21 protein-coding genes are annotated in these 25,755 nt (G+C 29.6%); 7 read left to right on the forward strand and 14 right to left on the reverse strand.

The features are described 5' to 3' along the window. Positions 1-88 precede the first annotated feature (88 nt). The 5 genes from ACZ5SO_RS07685 to ACZ5SO_RS07705 all read right to left on the reverse strand — a co-directional run bounded on the left by ACZ5SO_RS07685 (position 89) and on the right by ACZ5SO_RS07705 (position 8,018). Complete coding sequence (locus tag ACZ5SO_RS07685; protein ID WP_464627788.1) at positions 89-1,714, reverse strand: Na+/H+ antiporter NhaC family protein; 1,626 nt, start codon at positions 1,712-1,714, stop codon at positions 89-91. A gap of 199 nt (positions 1,715-1,913) precedes the next feature. After that, positions 1,914-3,239, reverse strand: a complete 1,326-nt coding sequence (locus ACZ5SO_RS07690) for a hypothetical protein (protein ID WP_464627789.1) — start codon at positions 3,237-3,239, stop codon at positions 1,914-1,916. Positions 3,240-3,243: 4 nt separating this feature from the next. Next, positions 3,244-4,635: a hypothetical protein gene (locus tag ACZ5SO_RS07695; RefSeq protein ID WP_464627790.1), complete on the reverse strand. Its 1,392-nt coding sequence runs from the start codon at positions 4,633-4,635 to the stop codon at positions 3,244-3,246. 392 nt (positions 4,636-5,027) lie between these two features. Then, the gene (locus ACZ5SO_RS07700) at positions 5,028-6,947 is read right to left on the reverse strand and encodes an AMP-dependent synthetase/ligase (RefSeq protein WP_464627791.1); all 1,920 of its coding nucleotides are present in this window, start codon (positions 6,945-6,947) and stop codon (positions 5,028-5,030) included. A 360-nt stretch (positions 6,948-7,307) separates the two neighbouring features. Continuing rightward, a complete protein-coding gene (locus ACZ5SO_RS07705; protein ID WP_464627792.1) occupies positions 7,308-8,018 on the reverse strand; it encodes a GntR family transcriptional regulator in 711 nt (236 codons plus the stop codon). A 386-nt stretch (positions 8,019-8,404) separates the two neighbouring features. Between ACZ5SO_RS07705 and ACZ5SO_RS07710 the strand changes: the two genes are divergently transcribed. Genes ACZ5SO_RS07710 through ACZ5SO_RS07730 form a run of 5 tightly spaced genes read left to right on the forward strand, consistent with a single transcriptional unit; the run spans position 8,405 to position 13,197 of the window. Further along, positions 8,405-9,100 carry a FadR/GntR family transcriptional regulator gene (locus ACZ5SO_RS07710; protein ID WP_464627793.1) on the forward strand — a complete coding sequence of 232 codons (696 nt, stop codon included), beginning with the start codon at positions 8,405-8,407 and terminating at the stop codon, positions 9,098-9,100. Further along, positions 9,101-10,213 (forward strand): mandelate racemase/muconate lactonizing enzyme family protein, encoded by a 1,113-nt coding sequence (locus ACZ5SO_RS07715; RefSeq protein WP_464627794.1) that lies wholly within the window; start codon positions 9,101-9,103, stop codon positions 10,211-10,213. A gap of 15 nt (positions 10,214-10,228) precedes the next feature. Beyond that, positions 10,229-10,693 (forward strand): tripartite tricarboxylate transporter TctB family protein, encoded by a 465-nt coding sequence (locus ACZ5SO_RS07720; protein WP_464627795.1) that lies wholly within the window; start codon positions 10,229-10,231, stop codon positions 10,691-10,693. Between the two features lie 19 nt (positions 10,694-10,712). Beyond that, positions 10,713-11,678: a tripartite tricarboxylate transporter substrate binding protein gene (locus ACZ5SO_RS07725; RefSeq protein WP_464627796.1), complete on the forward strand. Its 966-nt coding sequence runs from the start codon at positions 10,713-10,715 to the stop codon at positions 11,676-11,678. Between the two features lie 22 nt (positions 11,679-11,700). Continuing rightward, entirely contained in the window at positions 11,701-13,197 is a 1,497-nt protein-coding gene (locus ACZ5SO_RS07730) for a tripartite tricarboxylate transporter permease (RefSeq protein WP_464627797.1), read from the forward strand. A gap of 103 nt (positions 13,198-13,300) precedes the next feature. Here ACZ5SO_RS07730 and ACZ5SO_RS07735 read toward each other — a convergent pair whose 3' ends face one another. From ACZ5SO_RS07735 to ACZ5SO_RS07765, 7 genes are all read right to left on the reverse strand, one after another. Beyond that, complete coding sequence (locus tag ACZ5SO_RS07735; protein WP_464627798.1) at positions 13,301-15,301, reverse strand: DUF438 domain-containing protein; 2,001 nt, start codon at positions 15,299-15,301, stop codon at positions 13,301-13,303. A 446-nt stretch (positions 15,302-15,747) separates the two neighbouring features. Next, on the reverse strand, positions 15,748-16,434 hold the full coding sequence (locus ACZ5SO_RS07740) for a metal-dependent transcriptional regulator (protein WP_464627799.1): 687 nt from the start codon (positions 16,432-16,434) through the stop codon (positions 15,748-15,750). A gap of 3 nt (positions 16,435-16,437) precedes the next feature. After that, positions 16,438-17,538 (reverse strand): metal ABC transporter permease, encoded by a 1,101-nt coding sequence (locus tag ACZ5SO_RS07745; protein WP_464627800.1) that lies wholly within the window; start codon positions 17,536-17,538, stop codon positions 16,438-16,440. Then, entirely contained in the window at positions 17,535-18,650 is a 1,116-nt protein-coding gene (locus ACZ5SO_RS07750; protein WP_464627801.1) for a metal ABC transporter permease, read from the reverse strand. The genes ACZ5SO_RS07745 and ACZ5SO_RS07750 overlap by 4 nt, the downstream gene beginning before the upstream one ends. A gap of 11 nt (positions 18,651-18,661) precedes the next feature. Beyond that, positions 18,662-19,405, reverse strand: coding sequence for a metal ABC transporter ATP-binding protein (locus ACZ5SO_RS07755; protein WP_464627802.1), 744 nt, complete (start codon positions 19,403-19,405; stop codon positions 18,662-18,664). Between the two features lie 18 nt (positions 19,406-19,423). Continuing rightward, positions 19,424-20,365, reverse strand: coding sequence for a metal ABC transporter solute-binding protein, Zn/Mn family (locus ACZ5SO_RS07760; protein WP_464627803.1), 942 nt, complete (start codon positions 20,363-20,365; stop codon positions 19,424-19,426). 298 nt (positions 20,366-20,663) lie between these two features. Beyond that, complete coding sequence (locus ACZ5SO_RS07765; protein ID WP_464627804.1) at positions 20,664-22,262, reverse strand: ABC transporter ATP-binding protein; 1,599 nt, start codon at positions 22,260-22,262, stop codon at positions 20,664-20,666. A 91-nt stretch (positions 22,263-22,353) separates the two neighbouring features. Here ACZ5SO_RS07765 and ACZ5SO_RS07770 point away from each other — a divergent pair, with 91 nt between their 5' ends. Both ACZ5SO_RS07770 and ACZ5SO_RS07775 read left to right on the forward strand, forming a co-directional pair. Then, positions 22,354-22,797, forward strand: coding sequence for an HTH domain-containing protein (locus tag ACZ5SO_RS07770; protein WP_464626031.1), 444 nt, complete (start codon positions 22,354-22,356; stop codon positions 22,795-22,797). A gap of 11 nt (positions 22,798-22,808) precedes the next feature. Continuing rightward, positions 22,809-23,717 carry an IS3 family transposase gene (locus tag ACZ5SO_RS07775; RefSeq protein ID WP_464626030.1) on the forward strand — a complete coding sequence of 303 codons (909 nt, stop codon included), beginning with the start codon at positions 22,809-22,811 and terminating at the stop codon, positions 23,715-23,717. Positions 23,718-23,774: 57 nt separating this feature from the next. Here ACZ5SO_RS07775 and ACZ5SO_RS07780 read toward each other — a convergent pair whose 3' ends face one another. Together ACZ5SO_RS07780 and ACZ5SO_RS07785 are read right to left on the reverse strand one after the other, a co-directional pair. Then, on the reverse strand, positions 23,775-23,957 hold the full coding sequence (locus ACZ5SO_RS07780) for a hypothetical protein (protein WP_464627805.1): 183 nt from the start codon (positions 23,955-23,957) through the stop codon (positions 23,775-23,777). Between the two features lie 12 nt (positions 23,958-23,969). Beyond that, the gene (locus ACZ5SO_RS07785; protein ID WP_464627806.1) at positions 23,970-25,754 is read right to left on the reverse strand and encodes an ABC transporter ATP-binding protein; all 1,785 of its coding nucleotides are present in this window, start codon (positions 25,752-25,754) and stop codon (positions 23,970-23,972) included. Position 25,755: the final 1 nt, after the last annotated feature.

A 25,755-nucleotide genomic window follows, 5' to 3' on the forward strand; every position in this document is an offset into this window, starting at 1 on the left:
AAATAATATAATATTAACAAATAATAAACAACATAAAAAAAGAGCCAACCTATATATATCAAGTGGCTCTATACAATTATATGTCTTTTTATTTACTGCTTAAAATTTTTGGTAAAAAAACCATGGCTAGAATAAAACAAATCAAAGATGTAATCCAAGTTGCTACAATATTCATATTCATAATTCCACCAACAAAATATCCAATAAATACACAACTTGCAACAGTTAAAGCATATGGTAATTGTGTTCTTACATGCTCTAAGTGTGGACAGCTTGCTCCAGTGGATGAGAGAATGGTTGTATCACTTATAGGGGAAGCATGATCTCCAAAGACTGCTCCACCTAAAACTGCACTAACACTGAATAAACAACTATTAATTAAATGTGCTTGGTTTAGGGCATTTGCTTGTCCTAATCCTACTACTATTGGCATAACAATTGGAATCATTATTGCAAAAGTACCCCAAGATGTTCCTGTTGCAAATGAAATTAAGGCAGATAAGGCAAAAACAATCATAGGAACTAACCAAAGAGGAAAACCACCTCCAACCACAGCTTCAGAAAGATATGAGGCTAAACCTAAACCTCCATCTTCAGGAGAGTATTTAATAATACCACCAATAGTCCAAGCCATTGTTAAAATGATTAAGGCTGGAACCATACTCTTAATTCCTTCAATTAAAGAATCACTAGCACTTTTTATTGAGAATAAACCACGAGCTATATAAAATATATAAGTTAAAAATAAAGTAATTATAACAGCATAAAATAATGCCATTGAAGCATCAGTATTATTAAAAGCTTCACCAACACTTATTGTTGCCATAGCTTGATTTAAATTCAATATAGTAGTTCCATCTACACTAGTTAACCAAGTTGTTAAAGGAAAGAGGATAACTGCTGATACAATTAAAACAACAATTGGGAATAACATATCCATTGGTTTAGCTTTATTTTTATTTGAGTCGCCATCAAGTTCAACTTCCCCAGGGGCTGGTCCATATTCTTCATTAAATAATTTACCAGTTTCTTTAGCAAAATCTACACTTTTTTTCATAGCCCCAAAATCTCTTGAAGTGAAGATAATCGTTGCAACCATAATTAATGTTAAAATTGCGTAAACATTAAAAGGAACACTCTTCATGAAAAAAGCAAATTCTGAAAGACCTAATTGAGAAAAGCCTTCAGATCCTTTTATTAAACTCATAACGGTAATAACCCATGAAGAAATTGGAACAATTATACAAACAGGTGCAGCTGTCGAGTCTAAAATATAGGCTAGTTTTGCTCTTGGGATTTTGTTTTTATCAGTGATTGGTCTCATAACTGTACCAACTGCTAATGAATTAAAATAGTCATCAATAAAAATAATAATACCACAGAACCAAGTCATCAATAAGCTTGCTCTTTTGCTATGTAGTCTCTTTGCAGCCCATTGTCCAAAAGCTCTTGCACTTCCAGTCCTACTTAGCATACCAACTAAACCACCGAGCAATGCACAGAATAAAAAGATCCTAATATTCCATCCATCATTTAAACTTCCTGCTAACATATCAGTCAAACTAAGAATTGCTAAAAAAATATTTCCACCAGCGACAATTAATGATCCTGATAAAATTCCTAAAAATAATGCAATAATTACATCTTTTGTTACAAACGCTAAAGTTATAGTTAAAATGGGGGGAATTAAGCCCCATGCTCCAAAATTGTCCATTTGCAGCTCCTCCTCACAAAATAATAACAATATAACATCAAATTGTGATAATGTATATGATTTTTATACAAATTGTTGTTGAAATCTATAATTTGTTATCAGAATAACACATTTTTTACATATCGCCTATACCAAATAATACAAAAATGCTCCTCAACGTATAGTCAAAGAGCATTTTCATTAATAATTATGTGTTATGTTATCTACTTAACAAAGAGAATTTAACACTAAGCGAATCTGAAGGACTTTGTCCTAGGATATCACCATATTCTTTCCAATAATAAGCAGCATCTAGATGGATTACTAATAAATCTAAACCTACGCCTACACTTTTATATCCTTGGCTAAGCCCTGCTCTAACATCCATTAAACTAAAGAGCCTTACTTGAGCTCCTACATTTAATGAAGTTAATGCTGCACTTTGTAATTCTGCAGTCGTCTTATCTTGATTAATTAAATCTTCAATTAGAGAGTAACTATCAATAAAATCAATTGCGATAGATGGTTTAAACATTCCATCTAAAGGAGTTGAAGGTGCAAAAGCTAAACCAATATCTAAGCTCCAAGGTATTTCAACTTCAAAACTGTCTGATAAACTAGGTGCCGTTGAATTATCAGTTCCTAAAGAATTTTCTCCAGCAAATGCAACAATAGTCTCATCATTATTTATTAAGCTCTTAAGGTTTGTATATCCTGTCATATTATAATTACCATTGAAGTTTCTACCAACTCCACTAAGAGTAAAGCCTAAAGGTAGATTCAAATTAACACCAACAGCAAATGGAAGAGCATATCCACTAGCAAAAGGAATAGTTTCCATCAAAGTAGTACCCATATCATCTGAGCCACTCATCAAGTCTATTACTTCATCAAAGCCCATTGCAATTGAGTAAACTTTATAATTAAAGGCACCTTTAGCTCCTAAATCAATTGAGAAATTCTTTCCCAATGGAACATTGAAACCTAAAGCCATAGTAGCTGCTACAGTTGTTTCACTTATTGCTGAAGCCTCACTATAGTTTCCACTACTGTTATAACTTCTAAGCTTTTCTTGTACAGCTAAATCTAGACCAAAGCCTCGTGTTTTAAAACCAACATTAGTATCCAATGTCATTATTTCACCATAACCGTATGGAATAGATTTCAAGATTAATGTTCCCATATCAATTGGAGCATTATCATCACTACCTAGTCTTTGAGCTATAGTAATAATATCATCTCCACTATCTGGAACCATTAAATCATAAACATTATTAACAGTTACTGTTAATGATGGAAATACAATTTTAAATCCATCTTTTGTAATATTTGCTGGGTTATATAAATAGCTATCATAATAACCGGCTAGGCCTAAACCAGCTCCGCCCATTGATAATCTATGACTACTTGTTGGTTCAAACGCAGTGGATCGAACCTTAAGAGTATCTGTAGATAGTAAAGCTGGATCGGGATCAGCAAAAGCCGAGGTTGAAACTAATATACCACATATCGTTATACTTAAAATTATTTTTTTAATATTTTTCATAAAACTAGTCCTCCTCTCCTTCAGGTGTCAATGAACTGTGGAATTCCAATAAAGCTTGTAATAATAAATTATCATCAGGGTTTGAAACTGTAAGTTCTACTAAATATATAGCATTGTCTATAAATACCTTAGCTTTTTCTTCTAACCCTAAATCTTCTAATACATCAGAAATATCATCAGAATTTCCTTGGAAGTCTTGGCCAATAGAAACTAAATCCTCTGGTAAAAAAAATTCCATATCTTCAGTATATTCATCGGGATATACCAAACTAGTATTTGCACCAATTAATGCATCAACAATTTCCTTGATAGTATCATAATTTTCATCCTCTGGTTTTAATTCTTCAAAAACTGTATCTACATTTACTAATGCAGTTGCAATTGTATATGATATTACACCTGGAATTCCAGCAAATTCATCAAGATCATCTTGAGTTATCTCATACTCAATCCCTGTAGTGTTATATTTAGTAACAGCCAAGAAAGAATTAAATGCACTGTATTGCAATTTATAATTATCAATTGCAGCATCTAATATATCTGAATCCATTCCTTCGTTTACATTTTCAGGATCAATACCTAATATATTTTCTAAAACTAAATCCACAGTAGATCTAAACGCATTTAAAGTATCAACTGCCTCAGAATTAAAAGATGTAGTTTGATCAGAATCAGAACTAGATCCAGAATCATCTGCGAACAAATCCATTAACTGTGAAAAATCAAGACTATTTATTAGATCTGAAGTTGAACCTTGTGCTTTAGCTACATTTAACATAAAAGCAGCATCACTAATTACATCTAAAAATCCATCTATAATGTCATCATCACTAGCATCTTCATCATCAATTAAATCCAAAGCATCAGACAAACTATTTACAAGATTGTTTGCAAGTTGAACATTTAATACATCAGCTTGAGTTGGATTATCAGGTAAATCTAACATTAACGCATCTACTAATTCATCAATTTGAGCTTCAAGATCATTATCGTCTAAGTCTAAATCTTTTAAACCATCTAATTTTTCATTAACATCATCAGCTGTATTTTTTGCAGCAGTTCCTTGCTCTTCACTAGCCTCTTCTTCAAGACTATCAAAAAAAGCATCAGATGAACTTTCGCTAGAAATAGCTTTTGCTACAGTTGATTTTAATTCTTCCTTCTCTTCATCTGTTTGTGTAGGAAGTACGGGCTCATTCTCATCATTTAAAACTGGAACTAAAGATTGAGATACATTATCTGCAGCCTCTTGAGCTGAATCACCAACTAGGTCTACATCAAACACATCTTCATAAACGTTGCCTTTGAAAGTATCTAATAAAGTTGTAACATCACAAGAGGATAACAAAAAAATTATAGATAAAAGTATTACTAAACTTATTGTTTTCTTTTTCATATTTTTTCCTCCAAAAAAATGTCTCTAATTTTACTTTGCACAAAATAAAATATTAATAAAATCCTTAATATCTAAAAAAGATTTTTAATAACAAATACATTCTACAATATTAAAGTATAAAAAACACCATTAAGTTACTAAAACTATTATTTTTTATTGAAAACTTTTTATAAAGTTAACTAATACTAAACAAAAACATAGTAAAAACTAGCTAATTTATTATAAATTATAAAAGTATTTTTTTATTTAATACACAAATGAATAAAAACTTGTCTTAAATTAATAATCATTATAACAAATTTTATTTAATGTATGAAACAAAAATATATATAATTAGCCATAAAAAAAGAACTAGGCAAAGCTAGTTCTTTTTCAACTAATTTAAAGTTAAATTAGAAAAATAATTTCTCAATAATTTCTAAATTTTTATCTCGGTTTTTATCAGGATCACTATATAATAAATCAAGTCTTTCTTTATAGAATTCTATAGTTTTGTATCTAACTAATTTCATTGTTGAGTTCACTAAACCATCTGCTTCACTAAAAGGTTTTTCGATTATTGCAAATCTAGCAGGATGCCACATAACTGGAATGCTTGAAGCTTTTTCTTCATATGACTTAATTGTATTGATTATTAAAGTATAAGCATCTTTAGCATTAGTTATAGAATTTTCTTTTATCAAAGCTTTTACATTATCTTCTTGAAGAGTTACTAAAGCTGTTGTTGAAGGTTTGTGATCATTATAAACTAAAAGTTGATTTATGATATCTACATTATTATACATAACTTCTTCAACTTCTTCTGGAGAATATTTTTCACCTTCTTTACTAATCAAGAGTGCTTTAGCCCTACCTGTTACAACTAAGAACCCATCTTCATCAAAATAACCTAAATCACCAGTATATAACCAACCATCTCTTAGAACTTCTTTGGAGGCTTCTTCGTTTTTAAAGTAACCTTTCATTACATTATCGCCCTTAATAACGATTTCACCTTTTTCGTTTACTTTTGCTTCAGTTCCATCATCTTTAATTATTTTACACTTAATAGAAGGAGCAACTCTCCCACTTGTTCCAAATTTATAGCTCTTAGGACTATTACTACTTATTATAGGAGCAGCTTCTGTTAGTCCATAACCTTGATAAATTGGTGCACCAATAGCAGCAAAAAAATGTTGTTGTTTAGCTTCTAATAAAGCACCACCACCAACACAATATTTTATTCTTGAACCAAAGACAGCTCTAAGTTTTTTGAAAATTAATTTATTTGCCAAGAAATATGGAAAGAAAGTTTTTACTCTAATAAAACCTTTAGGTTTATTATAGCCATCACCATTTCTTAAAATACCAGCTTTAAGCCCACTATTAAATATTTTTTCAACTATACCACCCTTTTTATGAATTTCTTGTCTCATTTTTTTCATGAAACTACCACTTATAGACGGAACTGTCATCATAAATATAGGATTTACTTCTTTAAGATTTTTAGGGAAATTTCTAATAATGGATGCATTTGTTTTACCAGAATCTACAAAATGAAGAGTAATACCTCTCAAAAATGCAGTATAAATTCCAACAGTATGGGCAAACGAATGATCAACAGGTAACACAATCAAAGTCTCAAATGTCGCATCAGGAAGTTCAAATAATTTAACAGCGTCATGACTATTTGCCCAATAATTTAGATGAGTTAACATAATTCCTTTAGGGTTTCCTGTTGTTCCACTTGTATAACAAATATTAATTACATCATTTTCTTTAATTTTGCTTACAGATTTTTCAACTATATCCGTATTTTTTTGTAAAATTGCTTTTCCATCTTCAATTAAGTCATTATAAATAAGAAAATCTTCATTTTTCTTCCAATTCATTTTACTAGCAATTTCACTAATTCTATCATCTTCATCATTTAGATAGATAAGAATCACTTTATGGTCAAAATCAGAAAAAGCATCAACGACTTTCTCTATTGTATTATGAGATACCGCAATCATTGTAGATTCACTATGATTTACCCTAAAAGCAATTTCAGCTCCTGTTAATTTAATTGATAAAGGAACACTTATTCCACGAGCTTTAATAACTGCAAGCTCTATGTTTACCCACTCGCTAGAGCCCTCACTTAATATTGAAACTTTATCTTGTGCTTTAAATTTTCTTTTTAATAAACTTGCTGCTATATTATCAGTAATAGTTTTTGCATCTTCAAATGAGCAGGGAATCCATTTCCCATCAATTTTCTTTGTGGTATATGCTCTATTTCCATACTTTTGAGCTGCTTGATTCGACATAGTGATTATAGTTTTTTCCATAATATTCCCTTTACTTACAATATTTTACAAATTGTCAAAAATAGCATAACTGAGAATCAATACAATTTCAAGTAAATATAATGAAAAAGAAATAAGTAACTGCATTTTTTTCATCAAACAAGTCAGTTTTTGTGAAAAATAAATAATCTTTTAACAACTTAAAATAATGAAGTAATTAGTAATAAGGATTTACAAATTTTATAAAAAAAACAACAAATTATTTTTCCATAACAAAAATATCTTTTAATTTATTATTATTAAAAGATTTATAAACTAACTTTAAAACAGCTATTTTAAAGATAAAAATGAAAGCTCAAATCTGTCTAAAATTGTAAAATATAGTTTTAAATAGTAATTAAATCAAAGCCCTTTGTAACTATCTTTTTTTACCCACGAACTAATTGCAAACTCTATATCATCAGAATTAACAATTGCTCTAGTGTATTCACAAGGTTCATCATTAGAATTAGTTGATACTCTTGATAACAAAGCTTGCGCAGAAGCTAATTCGACATTAATAATTTTACAAATCCAATCCTCAGGTATTATTGGTGCAACAGTAACAAATGAAGATTGTATTAATTCGTTTTTAATATCAGAAAGCACAGTTAATATTTTCTCAGTAGTCAAATCATAATTTTTAATTTGATTTGCAGTCAAAGAAGTACACCAAGTTTCAATAAAAGCTTCAGCTTTATTTCCTCGATATCTTATTCTTCTTAAATATAAAACATTTTCATAGTCACCAATTTGTAATTTTCTAGCTACAACACTATCTGCTGCCACATTTTTACATTCGATAATTTCATAAGTTATTGCATCATCACTATCACTTGATGTACTAACTTCAATTGCATCTTGGTTATTAACTTTAACAAAGGTTCCTTTTCCCTGAATCCTTTTCACAAATCCACTGTATTCTAATTCTTTTAAAGCTCTTCTTATCGTAATTCTGGATACATTGTACATCTCACATAATTGAGATTCTGAAGGTATTAACATTCCTTCGTACCATCCACCTATTACTATTTTTTCCTTAATAGAATTATAAACAACACTATGTTTAAACATATTCTCCCCTCACAAAAATTAGAATAGTATGACTAGGCTACTATCAAAATAAAAAAACTACAATATAAACTATATTGATTTTGTAGTATTTAAGTTTTTTATTAATTAAATAATTATTTTTTAATTATACAACTAATAATAACAAAAATAAATAAATTATAAAATGGAAATTAGAAAATGATTCAATATTTTTTTATCTAAAATCTACTATAAGTAAATTAAAAAAATTATCTCTTCAAATATAAACTTTACTAAAAGTTTAAAAACTTTCTCTCTAAATGTAATAGCTGAAAAAAAATAAAACTTTTTATTGACAATATTATAATTCATAGATTATTATAACTTGTAATACAGGTAGTACTGGTAACACAGGAGGTAAAAAATTAATGTCAATTGAATTTGATTCTAACAAATCTTTGTCTGATGAAATCTATGAAAATTTACTAGAAAAAATTGAAAGTGGTAAATGGAAAATTGGAGATAAAATACCTTCTGAAAATGAACTGAGCAAAATGTTACAAGTAAGTAGAGTTAGTGTAAGAAGTGCAATACAAAAACTTAGAGCACAAAATGTTATAGCTACTAGAGCTGGCAAAGGTTCTTTTGTTATTTCCAATCACAGATTTGACAACATTTTAACAAATACAATAGATAAAATTGATTTAAGTAGAAATGAATACAAATATATTGTCGAATTGCGTCAAGTATTAGAATTTTCAAGCATTAAATTAATGTGTGAAAGAGGAACTGACGAAGACTTTCAACTCTTACATGACGCACTTGTTCAAATGAAAACTTGTAATGGTGATGTAGAAAAATATATTCAAGCTGATTACAAATTTCACTATGCCATAATAAAAGGATCAAGAAACCCTCTTTTTGTAAATGTCTTTAGAGGTTGTAAGGATGTTTTTATTAAATATTTTACTGAAATGGCAAAAGTTACTACTGACAATTTCGTTAGAGCAATTTCTAATCATACTAATATATATAATTCAATAATCACGAGAAATGCAAAAGAAACAATATCAATTATAGAATCAACATTTGAATACAATTTTAATAGGCTTAAGGTAGAATAGATGAAAATAGAAAAAATAACTACTTACAAAATGACTTTTGAAAATGACTTATGGGTTATTTTAACAATTATGACTGACGAGGGCATTGCGGGATGGGGTGAAGTAACAGGAAGCCCTGATGATTTAGGAGTTGCAAACCTTATTTCTAAATTTGAAAAACACTTAGTTGGAAAAGATCCAACTAATATAAATCAATGTATGAGAGCCCTTAAAATGTGGAGCTATCCTACAACAAGGAATATGAAAATCTATTCTACTGCTATAAGTGGAATTGACCAATGTCTTTGGGATATTAAAGCTAAAAAATTAAATTTACCTCTTTACCAATTATATGGAAGCGATAAAACCGACAGCATTAAATTATATGCAAACTTAAATAAAGCTATAAGAAAGCAAAGATCCCCTCAAAAATTAGCAGATAATGCAAAAAAAGCTTTAAATGCAGGATTTTCTTTATTAAAAGCAACGCCTTTTGATGAAGTGTCCCCAGAAATTTTTGATACTAATATAAAACTTGGTATGGACAGATTAGAAGCTTTATTAGATGTAACTTCAATAGATAATGTCGCCATTGATTGCCATCAAAGATTTAGGACTTCTGATTTAGAAAAAATGTTAGTATTACTTAAAAAACAAGGAACTCCTTATTGGCTTGAAGATCCTATTGCTGAAAATTTTACTAAAAATTTTAAAAATATAAAAAATAGACATCCAGAAATAAGATGGGCTACTGGTGAAGAGCTATATGATATGTCAAGCTTTTTTAAAGTAGCGAATACGGAATTATATGAAGTATTAATGCCTGATATGAAATATGTTGGAGGTCCAAGTGTTGTTAGAAATTTAATTCCAGCAATTGAAGGCTTAGGACTTTTTGCAACGTTACATAATCCAAATGGACTAATTGCTACTGCTCACAGTGCACATTTATCAACTATAGGAGAGAGGACACTTCCTTTAGAATTCCCATTTATGGCTTTAGAAAATAGAGACATTTTATCTACTCCAAAAGAAATTGTTAAAAATGGTAGATATTACTTTAACGATAAGCCTGGAATTGGGATTGAAATTACAAAAGAAGCTCTCAAAGAATTTTCAACCGTACTTATTTAAAAAAAGGAGTGTAAAATGGTTAAAAAAAATAAGGCAAAAAATGCCGATAGTTTAGTATCAACTTTTTTAATGCTTATTTTTTCTCTAATTCTTGTAATTGAAATTATTTCAATAGATGTTCCAGAAAGTCGTATCTTGCCACTTGTAAGTTTAGTAATTGCACTATCGGCTTGTATAGGACAATTCATTAATTATTTAAAAAATTTAGAGAATAGTAAAACATTGGATGATATTATTATTAAGAAAAAAGAATTACTTGTTATTTTTTTATTATTCATTGCCTATTTCTTAATTGAAATACTCGGATTTTATTTTACTTTATTTACTCTATCTTTTGTCTTAATGCTAGTAGTTCAAGATAATAGTAGAAGCAAAAAATTTAAAATTGCATTAATTTATTCCCTTACATTAGCAATCATAGCTTATATAGGGTTTGCCGTCATTCTACAGTTGGTTACTCCAACTGGAATTCTAATATAAATAAAAAGGAGAATTACATATGAAAAAGACTTTCTTTGTAACTTTATTAATGGTATTTGCAAGTATGGTAGTATTTGCAAATGGAACAACAGAATCAGCAAATGAATATCCTCAAAAAGGAATTCAATTTATCGTTCCTTATTCAGCAGGTGGTGGAACTGACTCACTAATGAGACTTTTAACAGCTGCTATGGAACCTGAATTAGGACAAAAAATAATTGTAAATAATAAAAGTGGTGGAGCTGGACAAGTGGGTTTAACTTCTCTATCTTCTGCAAAACCTGATGGTTATACAATTGGTGCACTTTCAAACTTAGACCATATTCTTGTTCTATTAACTGGTGAAAATGTTTCTTATGACTATGATTCCTTTGAGTATCTTGGTGCAATTAACACAACAGCAAATGTTTTATTATCAAATGACAAAACTGGCTTTAAAACTTTAGAAGATTTTATTTCTTATGCTAAAGCAAATCCTGGAAACATAACTGTATCTGTATCTGGTAAAACTCACGTTGCTGAAGCAGCAATGTTTGAAAAAGCTGCAGGTATAGATATTACTACTGTTATGCAAGGTGGAGGTGGAGATAGCCTTAATGCCCTTCTAGGTGGTCACGTTGACTGTGCTATTTTGGATAAAAAATTTATTGCTCAAGTTGAAGGTCAAGGAATTTCTACATTAGCAACATTTGCTGGTGAAAGATTATCTGTAATCCCAGATGTTCCAACCATGAAAGAAAATGGTTATGATATCGATTCTGAAACATATAGAGTAATTGTTGCTCCAAAGGGTACTCCTCAAGAAGTTAAGGATAAAATTACTGAAACACTCAGAAAAGTAACAGATGAAGCTTTCCAAGCTAAAATGACTAATATGAATGAGATTTATAGATTCTTAGATCAAACTCAAGTTAAAGAAAGATTAGATAATAACTATGAAGCAATGAAAGCATTAGTGGATGAAAATCCTACTATGTTTAATTAAAAACAAGGTGGAGGCATAGTCAATGAATATTATTTTAAATGCGCTTGGTACTTCTTTTAGCCCTTTTGCATTATTACTAAATATTATTGGAGTTGGACTAGGAATAGTATTTGGGGCTATGCCTGGTTTAAACGGTGTTGTTGGTGTAGCTTTGCTACTACCAATAACATATAGTTTATCACCAGGTCTTGGGCTACTAATGCTAGGTGGCTTATATATGGGATCAACTTATGGTGGTTCTATATCAGCTATTTTATTAAATTGTCCAGGGACTGGAGAAGCTGCTTGTACAGCTATGAATGGAAATCCTTTAGCTAGACAGGGAAAAAGTAGCGAGGCTCTAACTTATTCAGTCTTATCAAGTGGATTTGGTGGTTTTTTTGGTGTACTTATTATGATGTTATTCACACCAATACTTGCAAAAGTTGCCTTAAAATTCGGTCCACCAGAATTATTTTTAGTTTGTCTTTCAGGACTTGCTGTAGTAGGTGCATTAATGGGAAGTAATGTTTATAAAGGATTCTTCGCAGTTGCCTTTGGTCTAATACTTTCTACTGTTGGAATGGATAACACTAGTTGTAATTATCGTTTTACTTTTGAATCGATGAATCTTCAATCTGGTCTAAGTTTAATCCCAGTTAGTGTAGGATTCTTTGCAATTTCTGAAATGTTAAATTTACTTTATGAAAAATCCAATTTAGAAAATGTAACAACAAATGAAGTTAGTAAATTTAATCCTTTAAAAGCAGTTAAAGAAACTTTAAGTAGATGGAAAATAATATTAAAATCTTCAATTTTAGGAACATTAATTGGAATTTTACCTGGAACTGGTGGAGCTATTGCATCTTTTATTGCTTATGGGGAAGCAAGAAGAACTTCAAAAGAATCAGAGTTATTTGGAAAAGGAAGTATAGATGGAATAGTAGCTCCAGAGAGTGCAAATAATGCTGCTGTAGGTGGTTCCTTTGTTCCCCTACTTAGCTTAGGAATACCAGGATCAGCAACCTCAGCAATAATCTTTGGTGCAATAACAATACATGGTTTAATTCCTGGACCTAAACTTTTTGTTGAACATGGCGATGTTGTTTATACAATGATGTTTGGTCTTCTAATAAGTTGTATACTCATGATTGTATTAGGATTTTCAGGGGTTAAATTATTTTCAAAAATACTCAAAGTGAATACTAAATATATAATTCCAGCAGTACTAATATTTTCCATTATTGGGGCCTATAGTGCGAGAAACAGTCTTTTTGACATTTTAATCGCAATATGTTTTGGAATAATCGGTTTAATTTTCAAGAGATTGGATGTACCTATTGCTCCAAGTGTGTTAGGAATGATTTTAGGAGGAATGGCCGAAAAAAATCTTAGACAATCAATAATAATTGCTACTGCTAAAGATTTAAATATTATATCTTATATCTTAATTAGACCGATTGCTCTAATATTATTAGTATTATTAATTTTATTAATTTACGGAAATATTAAGGTTGCTTTAAAAAATACTAAAAAATAAAACTTAAAATTGTTGAATAAAAACCTCCATTACTAAATATATAATCCCTTATATATTTCATTTGGAGGTTTTTTATATAGTTTTCATAAATCTTACTTTTTATTTATTCTTCATCTAACAAACGCTTCTCTCCTTCAAGAGCTCTAATACTAGAGACTTCCTGGCTCACTTCAATAACTCCCTTATATGTATTTCCCTCAAATAAAGGAAAATAACGGATATGAATAAAAGAGCCCTTCATTTGAATCCAAAACTCTGCCACATCACGTTTTCCAGATTTAAAATCTTCTACTATTTTTTGAACAATATGAACACTTTTTGGAGGATGACAATTCTGTACATCTCGTCCTATAATTCCAGGTGAACGAGGGAATATTCTCTCCTTACCTTGGCTAAAATATCTTACTTTATCATTCTCATCAACAAATGTTATATCAATAGGAAGATTTGTTAACATTAAATTAATTTGAGAAGCCGTTAATTTTCCGACACTTAAATCAATTAAATTATCATCACTTTTAGTAACAATTGGTTTTGATTGTATAGGATTATGAGCAGATAGTTCAGGAGCCCAAAGGTTTCCTGGTTTTATCCAAGCAAAACCAATTTCGTTTTCTCCTTTTCTAATTTCACCCCAAACTGATTCAGGCAATTTTCTTAAAGCTGTTGGAAAAAGTATTTTTTCTTCCATGAATACCATTCTCTTTAACTTGGGAATAAGATCTTTTGAGAGAGAAATACACTTATTTACATTTTTTTCACTTGAAGCAGTTTTAAGTTCTTTAAAAACAGCTCTTATTTCATCATGTTTACCCCACATAACCTTAGATGGACCAGTAAAATCAACATCTTCTAAATATGGAAAGAGTTGGTTTTCTTTTCTAGTATAATGAATATCAATTTGGGAAATATTCTCTAGAGCTTTATCAAAAGCTTTAAAATCTTTTGTTCTTTTTAAACTTTTATATGACTTTTTAAATTTTGCAATTTGTGATTTTAATTCTTTATTTTCACTTCTATAATTAGCAATTGGATGTCCGCTTATTTTTTCACTTCCATTTTCAGAACGTTTTGAGGCATTTTTTAAAGCATCATGGAAGGTATCCACATGAAGTTCGCATAACTTTTGAACCTCTTCAACAGGAACTCCTTCAGCTATAAGAGCTTGCTCTGCCTCAGCTATTTCTTCGGGACTTAAATTATCAAGCAACTTCTTAAAATCTTTTTTGATTTCTTTTTTAGCAAAGCTGTGATCTTCACTCTCGTTTAATACCTTTATTATTCTATTTAATTCTTCTTTTCTCTCATTGTTATTATTAATAATTTCTGACATATTTTTACCTCTATAATAATCTTTTAATTTAACATCAAAGGCTGTACCTAACATATCAACATCATTTAACAGGTGAGTAAATTCTTCCTGTGGGATTATATCAACAGCTAAGGGATATAAGATATGTTGCTCTCTATATAATAGTTTTCCAATCTTTAAGAACATATCACCATATATTTTATTAAATTTAATAAAATCAAATGGTTTTTCATCTATAATTTTCAAAAGATACTTTAAAGCATCCATAATGTCATCTTGAATGTGCCACATTAATTTAAGACAGTTCATATTCACATTTGTCTTCTCTAAAGCAGGGAAAAGTGAATTTTGAAGCTTTAGATAATGAGGCTTAATATTTTTATATCCTAACAATTTATCTCTTAATATATAAAGTTTTTTTTCATCTATCTTTTCTGTTTTTTTATAATCATTAATAAATTCTTTATATATTATACTAGTGTTTTCTTTATATTTTTCTAAGCAAGAGTTCTCTTCAATTAATAAAGAGATGAATGGGATATTTGAATCAATTTTTTCACTAGAATCTAAACCTCTCTCACAAGCTCTAATAAACTTAGCTACAGTTTTTTCTATTTGATTAAAATCATTATCAGTCTCTATATATCTATCTATTGCAGAATTAACTTCTAAAGGAGTACAACATTCTAGAGATGCTCTATATTTTTCAAACAACTCTTTTGTTTTCTCACCCTTAGACAATTTTATTATATAGTTATAAAGATCTTCTTCTATCTTTTTATTAACATTCAAAATTAATTTCTCCTTATATTTTAAAAATAATAAATTCGATGTAATAATAATTTATCTTAATTTTCTACGGTGAAATCAATATGATTAGAACTTGCTAAAAAAGAAAAGTGCTATAAAAACAATTACAATTATATGTGAGAAAATGTTTACTATCTATTTTTAGATAAATATTCATAATTTTACACAACGAACTTTATATTGAATTTATTCAATATTATAGGTTCAAATTTTCCATTAACCAAAAATCTTTAAACAAAAGAACTATACTAATGGTAAATGTTTATTTTTCACTCGTCAATGAAATATATTGCATAAACTACTTTTATATTTTATTTGACAGATTAAATATTAAAAATGGAGTAAATAAAAACTACACATTTATTAAATTTCTAAAATGTATAGTTTTTTTAATTAATACTGTCTCAATATATTATTAAAGATGAAGCTTATTTGAGTGATTTAATTATAATTTTTTTACCTATTTCAAAACTAAAATGTACACTTTTACTTTTAGATGACTTAACTTCAATCCAACCACCAGGTACTGATTTAGAGACTACTTTAAAAACACTACCTGGAAGAAAATTATTAGCTACTAAATATGATCTAAATTCACTATCTTCATTATTTATTATTTTTTCAACAACATATTCATTATCGCTTTCTGCACAATCCAGTGTATAAAAACTTTGTGAATAATAATTCTTAAATTCACCAATATTTCTAAAAATTGGTTGATTGTGTGGATCCTCTTTTGGATAATCTAAAAACTTATCTAAGTATTGTAATACTTTATCAGATAATTCATGCTCTAAATGTTCAGCTTCTTTATGAACATCTTGCCAATTCATCTTTAACGTATTCTCTAAAAAATATTCTAATACTCTATGTTTATAAAGTAGTTTAACAGCTTCCACACTACCTTTTTCACTTAAGCAACAGCCTACTCTTGGTTTATATTCAATCCAACCATCTTTAGAAAATCTTTTAATCATTGTAGTTACGGTTCCAGCAGTTAACCCCATTTTTTCTGCTAACTTTCCCATAGAAACATAACCTTTAGGATTAAATTGAGCTTCAATCAAAATTATTTTTAGATAATCTTGAAGTGTTTTTGAAATATTATTTGTCATAATTTACCCCAACATTGACTCTTGAGCCATGCTTATTCCATTTTCACTTAATATTAAGATACCTTCACTCTCTTTTACAAGTGCATCTTTTTTAGCTTTTTGAACTACTTGTTTTGCAAATCGGGGTTCCCAATTAATATGTTCTAATAAATGCTGTTCACGACATTCATCTGAAGCACTTTCTGTATCGGAATGGTGTAGTAAATGAACTAAAAGCATTTTTACAGCGAAATCAATTTTTTGATTTTTTCTCTTGTTTCTAAGTACAATAAGACCTCTTGATGGTGAAAACAAAAAGGTTATAAAGAATATAATTCCAACCATCACTGCCATTCCTCCAGATGCCGATGCATCAATTATCCATGCAAAAGCAATTCCTAAGAATGAAGATATAATTCCTATTACTATAGATAGAATTACCATAATTTTTAAATTATCAGTTAACAAATATGCTGTTGCCGCTGGAACTATCATAAGTGCTACAACTAAAATAGATCCAACTGCATCAAATGCTCCAACTGTAGTTATGCTAACATCAACCATGAGGATATATTGAATTAATATAGGTGAAAAACCTAATGATGCTGATAATCCTTTATCAAAAGTTGCAAGTTTAAGTTCTTTAAAGAAAAGAAAAAGAACTGCTAAATTAATAATTAATATTATCGACATTACCCAAATCATCCTAGGGCCAAAATCCCTACCCATAAATGTTATTCTATCTAAAGGTGTAAATATCAACTCACCTAAAAGTACTGCATCAGTATCTAAGTGAACATTGCCTGTGTATCTACTAACTAAAATTACACCAATACTAAAAAGAGCTGGAAAAACGATTCCTATTGCCGCATCTTCTTTAACCAGTTTTGATTTAACTAAAACTTCAGATAGGAAAACAGTTAATAACCCCGTAATTACTGCACAGATAAATAACAAAGGTGAAGATAGTGAATGTGTTAACATAAATCCAACAACTATACCTAATAATACAGAATGACTTATTGCATCACTAATTAAAGACATTTTTTTTAAAACTAAAAATACACCAGGAATGGCGCATGCAACAGAAACGAGTACTGCAATAATTAAAATTTCTACTATCATAATGAACCACCCTTTTTAATTAAATTAGCCTTATTTCTTCCTTCATCACTAAGCAACCAATTCCCCCTTGTATCTCTTAAAACTAATCCTTTTTGCTCTAAAGCAATAAGTGCTGTATCTACATTCTTAATTGTTTTTTGAGCATAAGCTATTGTATGACTATCATGAGCCCTATGTTCACCACCATGAAGTATTTCTAGATCTAATAATATCAATAGTATTTTTTGAAGTGAGAAATTAAATCTATTATTATATCGTTTTATCATTGAAGATATAACACCTCTCTCTGGTGCAAATAATAAGGATATTATTACAATTGCTGTTAGGCTTAATACTATACTTGGACCAGTTGGTAAATTTGGTATTATGCAAGAAATAATAGCTCCTACAAGTCCAGCTACTGCCCCAAAAGTTGAAGATAAAATTACCATTGCACCCAATTTATTTGTCCACTGCCTTGCTGCTGCCGCCGGTGCTATTAACATTGAACTCATTAATATAACACCGACAGTTTGTAAACCCGTTACAATGGCTATTACAATTAGGGCAGTTATCAAATAATCTACCAATTTAGCACTAAAACCTAATGATTGTCCAAAATCTGGATCAAAGGTTAGTAATTTCAACTCTTTCCATATCACTATCATTATTACAATTGAAATACCACCTAATATTGCAGATGATTTAATGTCCTCTGGAAGAAGTGCTGCAGCTTGTCCAAATAGATATTTATCTAGACCAGCTTGAGCGGCATTAGGTTTTGATTGAACATAAGTTAATAGTAATAAGCCTAAACCAAAGAAAACACTTAAAATCGTACCTTGTGCTCCATCACTTGTTATTCTAGTATTTCTGATAATCGAAAGAATAAAAACAGTTGCAATCCACCCCGCTATGGCTGCACCTATTAATAAAACAAAAGAATTTTTACTACCTGTTATCATAAAAGCCAAAACAATACCAGGTAAGGCTGCATGTGAAATCGAATCCCCTAAAAGACTTTGCTTTCTAAGCACTGCAAAAGAGCCTAATGCTCCTGAAGTAATTCCAAGCAAGAGGGCACCTAAAGAAACAATTCGTAAAGTATAATCATAAAAAAGTCCATCAAACATTATTATCTCCTCTATTCACTCTTGTCTTCTAAGAAAGAAATCCTACCACCATATGCTTTTCTTAAATTCTCTTTAGTAAATACGTCTTTTACAGGTCCCCCTGCTATTCTTCTTACATTTAATAAAGTAACCCAATCAAAATAATCTGGAACTGTTTGTAAATCATGATGAACGGCAATAACTGTTTTACCTGAATTTTTTAATTCCTTTAATATGGCGATAATTGCTCTTTCTGTTGTTGCATCTACCCCTTGAAAAGGTTCATCCATTAAATATATTTCTGCATTTTGTGTTAAAGCTCTTGCTAAAAAAACTCTCTGTTGTTGCCCACCTGATAATTGACTTATTTGACGATTAGCAAACTCACTCATTCCTACTTTTTCAATAGCTTCATGGGCTAAAATAATTTCTTGTTTTCTAGGTCTTTTAATCCAGCCAAGTTTTCCATATGTTCCCATCAAAACAACATCGAGTACTGTAGTGGGAAAATCCCAATCTACAGCTGTCCTTTGTGGAACATAGCCAACTTTTTTTCTCATATTTTTATATGAATCACCGAAAACTTTTACCTCTCCAGCAGTTAATGGGATAAGATTTAAAAGACCTTTAATTAAAGTTGATTTACCTGCACCATTAGGCCCTATTATTGCCATCATCACCCCTTTTGGAACTTGCATATCGACATCCCAAATTACAGGTTTATCATGATAAGCGATAGTAATATCTTCAGCATCTATAGCCCAATTTTTATCCATAACATTCCCCCTTTTTCTTTATTCACCAAGCAAACCTGCTACAATAGTATCTATATTATGAGTTACCATACCTATGTAAGTTCCTTCAAAAGTATTTGCATCTCCCATAGCGTCACTAAAAAGCTCGCCACCAATTTTTGTTTGCCATCCCCTACTTTCAACTGCCGCTTGAAGAGCTTGAATACTTTTAGGTGATACGGAAGATTCTACAAATAATGCTTTAATTTTATTTTCAGTTATAAAATCAGCTAGATTTTTTACATCTAAAGTTCCAGCTTCATCAACTGTGCTTATTCCTTGAAGCCCTTTAACTTCAAAGTCATAGGCTCGACCAAAATAATTAAAAGCATCATGAGCTGTTACGATTATTCTTTGGTCTTTCGGAATTTTTTGAGCTTGTTCTTTAACATAACTATCTAATTGTTCAAGTTTTGCAACATAATTATCATAGTTTAATTGAAATGTTTCTTTACCATCTGGATCTGTCAAAATTAAAGCATTTTTTATCACATCACTAGCTACAATCCAATTTTGAACATCGAACCAAATATGAGGATCATGTGCCCCATCTATAGTTATCAAATTGTTTTCATCTAACCCTTCTTCAATTGAATGAATATTTTTAGAACTTGATAATTTTTCTAAAACATCTGCCATTTTTGCTTCTAAATGAATTCCATTATAGATGATTAGATCAGCTTCATTTAGTTTTGTTAGATCACTTGTCTTTGCTTTGTATAAATGAGGATCAACACCCGGTCCCATCATTGTATATACATCAACTCTATCTTTTCCGATTTCTGATACAACATCTCCAATCATCTGTGTGGTAGCAACAATCTTCATTTTATTATCTATGCTAAATGATTTTTCTTCTTCATTATTTTCTTTATTGCATCCAGTAAATACCATTATTAATAATAATGATAATAAGGTTATTTTGAATAATCTCTTTTTCACTTTTAAAACTCCTAACTTTGAATCTTCAAAGTATTTATAACATACTAATCAAACTGCCGTCAACAAAAAATCATTGCTAATTGGTTATTTTTATATAAAACTTTGTATTTTTATATAAAAAAACATAATTGATGGTACAAAAGAGAGAAAACACTTTTAAAGTGAACTATGATTGGCAAAATATGATATTTTTTATTTTTTATGATTTTTTAAAACATTATCAGAAAACAAACAAATCCCTAGCATTAATTAACTGGGGATTTGTGATTTAATAAATAATAATTTCAAGCTGTATTTCTTAATTTTGAATCTGATTTTTTACCATTTTTGCAAAATAACCTTGTTTTTTTTGCAAAGATTCAGGGCTTCCCATCTCAACGATACTTCCATCTTTTATAACAATGATTTTATCAGCTCTAGAGACAGTTCTCATTCTATGTGCAATAATTAATACTGTTTTATTTTTTATTAAAGTACTTAGTGCATTTTGAATTTTAGTCTCATTTTCTGCATCTAGAGAAGCAGTAGCTTCATCCATCAAAATAATTGGGGCATCTTTTAAAATTGCCCTAGCAATCGAAAGACGTTGTCTTTCTCCTCCTGAAAGTCTTTCACCATTTTCTCCGATTAAAGTATTATATCCTTGTGGAAGATTTTCTATAAAATCTGAGCATTGAGCAAGTTTTGCTGCCTGTATTACTTCCTCATCAGTCGCATCTTTCTTTCCAAGTCTAATATTTTCCATTACGCTAGAATTAAAAAGTGTGACATCCTGAAATATAATCGCAAATTTAGATAATAATGTTTCAGGATCTATTTTTGAAATGTCTTGTCCCCCTAGTGTAATAATGCCCTTATCTATATCCCAAAATCTTGCTGACAATTTTGCTACAGTACTTTTTCCTCCTCCTGAAGGCCCAACTAGAGCAGTAATCTGTCCTTGTTTGGCTGTAAAACTAACATTTTTTAAAGTTTGAACACCTTTTTGATATGCAAAATCTACATTATTAAATTTAATATCATAATTTTTAGGATTAAATGTTTTTGAACCTTCTTGCATTGGCATTTTTTTCATATCTTTCATTCTATTTATACGTACCTTTAGATAGATAAGAGCAGCAAAATTATCTAAGGCCCCCATTACAGGATTATATATTCTAGCGGAAACTACTAAGAAGACAAGGTATACAAAAATACTAATTGTTCCCTTTGAAAGAAGATAAGCTCCAGTTAAAATTACACTTGGAAGACCTAATTTTAAGAAAACATAGGAAAGATTAATAAAAGCTCCAATCAAGAGTTCATTATTTATTAAATTAGTTTCATAGGAATCTAATTTGGAGTTTAATATATTTGAATAATAAGTCTCTCTATTATATGCTTTAATTTCTTGAGCACAATCTAGAGATTCTTGAATTCTGTCTGTAATATCTCTTTTTAGATAATACAATCTCACATGTGCTTTTTTTTGAAATTTTGTTGAAAGATAAAATACTAATATTGCAATAGGAACAACCCAAAATGTAGCAAGAGCTAATTGCCAGTTATAAATAAATAGAAGTATCCCCATAATAAACGTAGTAACAATCGCCCCATAAAGTTGTGGGACTGTATGTGAAAACAACTGTTCAATTTGTGTCTCATCTTCCATAATAGTTGAGCTTAAATCTGCAACATCCTTTTTTCCAAAATATGCTAAAGGTAATTTTCTCAACGTTTCAGCAAGACTTATTCTACTTTTTGCACTTTCATCATAAATTTTTGTATATGTTGAGTTGTATTGAAAATATGCGATAACAAACATTATGACAAAAAAACTTATTCCCATTATTAAATAGATATTATTATTAATTAATGAATTACTTGAGTTGTGAACCGGCACGGAAAGTTTAGACATTTAAATAAAACTTAATCGCCCCTAAGTACCACATTGAATCATATATTTAGAAAAGATTAGTTATGGTATACTAGTCTTGATGGAGATTTAGATGGGTAAAAGGTACTTTAGTGAAGAAGAAATTGCTAAATTAAGAGCAAATGAGTATGTTGAAAAAGTTAGTGAAAAATCAATTAAATATACTTTGGAATTTAAAAAGGAATTTTGGAGAAGATATCAAGGTGGCCAATCACCAGAAAATATATTTCTTGCTTTAGGTTTTGATTTAGATATTATTAATCGAGAGAGAATTTATGGATTAACTAATAATGTTAAAAGACAGGCTACAAGAGCAAATGGATTTGAAGACACTAGAGTTAATAATAAAGGAAGACCTAGAATTAAAGAACCAATATCTGTTGAAGAGAAATTAAAAGCTCAAGAATTAGAAATTAAAAAACTAAATCAAAAGTTGGAATTTCTAAAAAAAAACATCATGATAGAGGAAAAATATTCACTATCGCGACAGCAGAGAAGGAAGAAAAAAAGAAAATAATACAAGCACAATTGCTAGATCCGGATAATCTATTAACAGTTGAAGAATTATGTGGGGTAGCGGCAATATCAAGAGCTGGTTATTACTATTGGCTTAATTCTAAAGATAATCGTGATGCAAGAGAGTCAAAAGATAGATCTGCATTTGATATAATATTAAATGTCTATAAGCATAGAAAGTTTAAGAAAGGTTCTAGACAAATCTATATGGTACTAAGAGATACACCAAATAAGATGAGCTTAGAAAAGATAAGAAGATTGATGAAAAAATATGGATTATTTTGTCCAATTAGGAAAGCTAACCCATATAGAAAAATGCTTAAAGCAACACAAACAAGTACTTATGCTAAAAATAGAGTTCAAAGAAAATGGGGAGATTATGGACCTGGAGAGTTATTAACAACAGATATTACTTATATGTATTATGGAGTTAATAGAAGTAAAAAAGCCTATTTATCAGTAATAAGAGATGCTTGTACAAAACAGGTATTATCATTTGTATTGTCAGATAATTTAAGAGAAGAGTTTGTACTAGAAACTGTTGATCAATTAATAGATAGATATGGAAGCCAATTAAGTAAACATGTTATTATCACAAGTGACCAGGGTGTACATTACTCTGCAAGAGAATATAGAAGAAAATTAAAGAAGTATAATATTAAACGCTCTATGAGTAGACGTGCGAACTGCTGGGATAATTCGCCGCAAGAAAGCTTTTTTGGTCATATGAAAGATGAGATAAATATTACAGAATGTAATAAATTTGAAGAATTAAAATATTGTATTAATGAGTATATGAATTATTACAATAATGAAAGATACCAATGGGATATTTGTAAAATGACTCCTAATCAATATAATAAGTATTTGAGGAAAGGCCATTACATAATTCCTGGAAAAGGCAAAGCTAAAGTTGCATAATTACAACTTTAACTTTTGGATAATGTGGTATACTAGATTAAGTAAAATTAAGTTTGTCTAAAAAAGGCGAACCAGTTCATTATGAAGCAATTTAGGTAAATAATCTTGAATAAATTTAAAACTAAAAATTACAGGAAGCATAAAAGATAAATCCAATATGATTGTCCAAGCAATTGAAAGCACAAAATCTTTTGCACCTTTTTGAGAAAGTGCATATTTTTCTTTAAAAAAATTAATCATTTTGTCCATCCTTTATATGATTTCTTTTGTAGAGATTTTCCAATCGATTGATTGTTGATATTCATCCCACATTGTTTTATACAAACCATTTTTCTTTAACAGTTGTTTATGAGTACCTTGTTCAACAATTTTAGAATCTTTAATAACTAAGATCTTATCTACATCCTTAACTGTTGTTAGACGGTGAGCAATCATCAGAGTTGTTTTTCCAGAACTAAGGTCTTTTAAGGCCTTTTGAATTAAATGCTCATTTTCAGGATCAGCGAAAGCTGTAGCTTCATCTAATAATAAAATTGGAGCATTTTTTACCATTGCTCTTGCAAGAGCTATTCTCTGTTGTTCTCCTCCAGATAAATAAGTCCCTTGAGATCCAATTTGAGTTTCTAAGCCCTCTTGTAAATTATCAATTATTTCTTTTGATTGCGAATTTATAATAGCATTATTAAGAGTTTGTTCATTATCTAATTCATTACCAAATAAGATATTCTCTCTTAAAGAACCTTTTAATAAATTTGTTGATTGGAATACAAATGAAATAGTGTCCATAAGCTCTTGTTTTGGCATTTTATTAATATTAACACCTCCAACTAAAATTTCACCTTCATCAATATCCCAAAATCTTGCAGCTAATCGAGCTATGGTAGTTTTCCCTCCTCCAGATGGTCCAACAAGTGCAATTGTCTGACCTTCTTTTAAAGTAAAACTAATATTATCGACTGCTTTTTTATCACTTTTATCATATGAAAAACTTACATTTTTAAATTCTAAATCAAAATTTTCAATTTTTTTATTAGCTTGAGAAAAATCCATTGTAGGATAATCTAATAAGTTATCAATTCTATCTATTGCTTGTTCAGCTATTAATATATTTTGTCTGAAATACATAGATTTCATTAATAATAATGTAAAAATTGGAGATATTAATATATAGAAAACAAAGTCGGATAAAACTAAAGCAAGATTATTTGATCTACCAATGAGTAAAATTCCAATTGGAACTAAAAAGAATGCAGCACTCTCCATAATGACAGTATAGAAAGACATCGGTTTTTGCCAAAGTACAGTATAGGCATAAACCATATCCTTATATTTAATAATACTATTATAAAAACGTTTAAAAGAGAAAATAGACAGTCCAAATGTCTTTACAACTGGAATACCTCGAATGTATTCAACTGATTCAGAGCTCATTTCTTCTAGTGAATCATAATATTGCTTTTGAAAGGCTTTACCTTTATTACTTACCATAAAACTCATTGTTACAAAGCCCAATAGAATAGGAATAAGAGAAACAATTCCCATCCTCCAATCTACGTAAACAATTAAAGCAATTAAAATTATGGGAGAAATAATACTTCCTGCTATATCAGGAAGTTGATGAGCTAAAAAGGTGTGAGTAGTCCCTGCTCCATCATTAATAATTTTTCTAATTTTTCCACTTGAATATTTATCAAAAAATCCTAAAGGCATATTCAACACTTTTTTCATCCCAATTTTTTGAATACCAACTTCAACATGGAATGCTGCTAGATGAGAACTCATGAGAGCTAAAAAATATAAAATAATACCACAAGATGCACTTATAAAAGCCATCCAAGCATAAAAACTAAGATTTTGAATATCAAATAGTGAACCTGTTGATAATATACTTCTAACAATAACCCATATTAAGACAAATGGTATTATATTTAAAACTGCAGAAATAGCAGATAAAACTAAGGCTAAGGGTAGAAGGATTTTTTTCTTCTCCATATAAGGCATTAGTCTCTTTAATACAAATTTTTTTTTCGTTGACATT

The organism is Pleomorphochaeta naphthae (assembly GCF_055396005.1).

Bases quoted from the DNA above. Each gene is read 5' to 3' on its own strand.
- ACZ5SO_RS07685 (WP_464627788.1), bottom strand. From the start codon at position 1,714: ATGGACAATTTTGGAGCATGGGGCTTAATTCCCCCCATTTTAACTATA.
- ACZ5SO_RS07690 (WP_464627789.1), bottom strand. From the start codon at position 3,239: ATGAAAAATATTAAAAAAATAATTTTAAGTATAACGATATGTGGTATA.
- ACZ5SO_RS07695 (WP_464627790.1), bottom strand. From the start codon at position 4,635: ATGAAAAAGAAAACAATAAGTTTAGTAATACTTTTATCTATAATTTTT.
- ACZ5SO_RS07700 (WP_464627791.1), bottom strand. From the start codon at position 6,947: ATGGAAAAAACTATAATCACTATGTCGAATCAAGCAGCTCAAAAGTAT.
- ACZ5SO_RS07705 (WP_464627792.1), bottom strand. From the start codon at position 8,018: ATGTTTAAACATAGTGTTGTTTATAATTCTATTAAGGAAAAAATAGTA.
- ACZ5SO_RS07710 (WP_464627793.1), top strand. From the start codon at position 8,405: ATGTCAATTGAATTTGATTCTAACAAATCTTTGTCTGATGAAATCTAT.
- ACZ5SO_RS07715 (WP_464627794.1), top strand. From the start codon at position 9,101: ATGAAAATAGAAAAAATAACTACTTACAAAATGACTTTTGAAAATGAC.
- ACZ5SO_RS07720 (WP_464627795.1), top strand. From the start codon at position 10,229: ATGGTTAAAAAAAATAAGGCAAAAAATGCCGATAGTTTAGTATCAACT.
- ACZ5SO_RS07725 (WP_464627796.1), top strand. From the start codon at position 10,713: ATGAAAAAGACTTTCTTTGTAACTTTATTAATGGTATTTGCAAGTATG.
- ACZ5SO_RS07730 (WP_464627797.1), top strand. From the start codon at position 11,701: ATGAATATTATTTTAAATGCGCTTGGTACTTCTTTTAGCCCTTTTGCA.
- ACZ5SO_RS07740 (WP_464627799.1), bottom strand. From the start codon at position 16,434: ATGACAAATAATATTTCAAAAACACTTCAAGATTATCTAAAAATAATT.
- ACZ5SO_RS07745 (WP_464627800.1), bottom strand. From the start codon at position 17,538: ATGATAGTAGAAATTTTAATTATTGCAGTACTCGTTTCTGTTGCATGC.
- ACZ5SO_RS07750 (WP_464627801.1), bottom strand. From the start codon at position 18,650: ATGTTTGATGGACTTTTTTATGATTATACTTTACGAATTGTTTCTTTA.
- ACZ5SO_RS07755 (WP_464627802.1), bottom strand. From the start codon at position 19,405: ATGGATAAAAATTGGGCTATAGATGCTGAAGATATTACTATCGCTTAT.
- ACZ5SO_RS07765 (WP_464627804.1), bottom strand. From the start codon at position 22,262: ATGTCTAAACTTTCCGTGCCGGTTCACAACTCAAGTAATTCATTAATT.
- ACZ5SO_RS07770 (WP_464626031.1), top strand. From the start codon at position 22,354: ATGGGTAAAAGGTACTTTAGTGAAGAAGAAATTGCTAAATTAAGAGCA.
- ACZ5SO_RS07780 (WP_464627805.1), bottom strand. From the start codon at position 23,957: ATGATTAATTTTTTTAAAGAAAAATATGCACTTTCTCAAAAAGGTGCA.
- ACZ5SO_RS07785 (WP_464627806.1), bottom strand. From the start codon at position 25,754: ATGTCAACGAAAAAAAAATTTGTATTAAAGAGACTAATGCCTTATATG.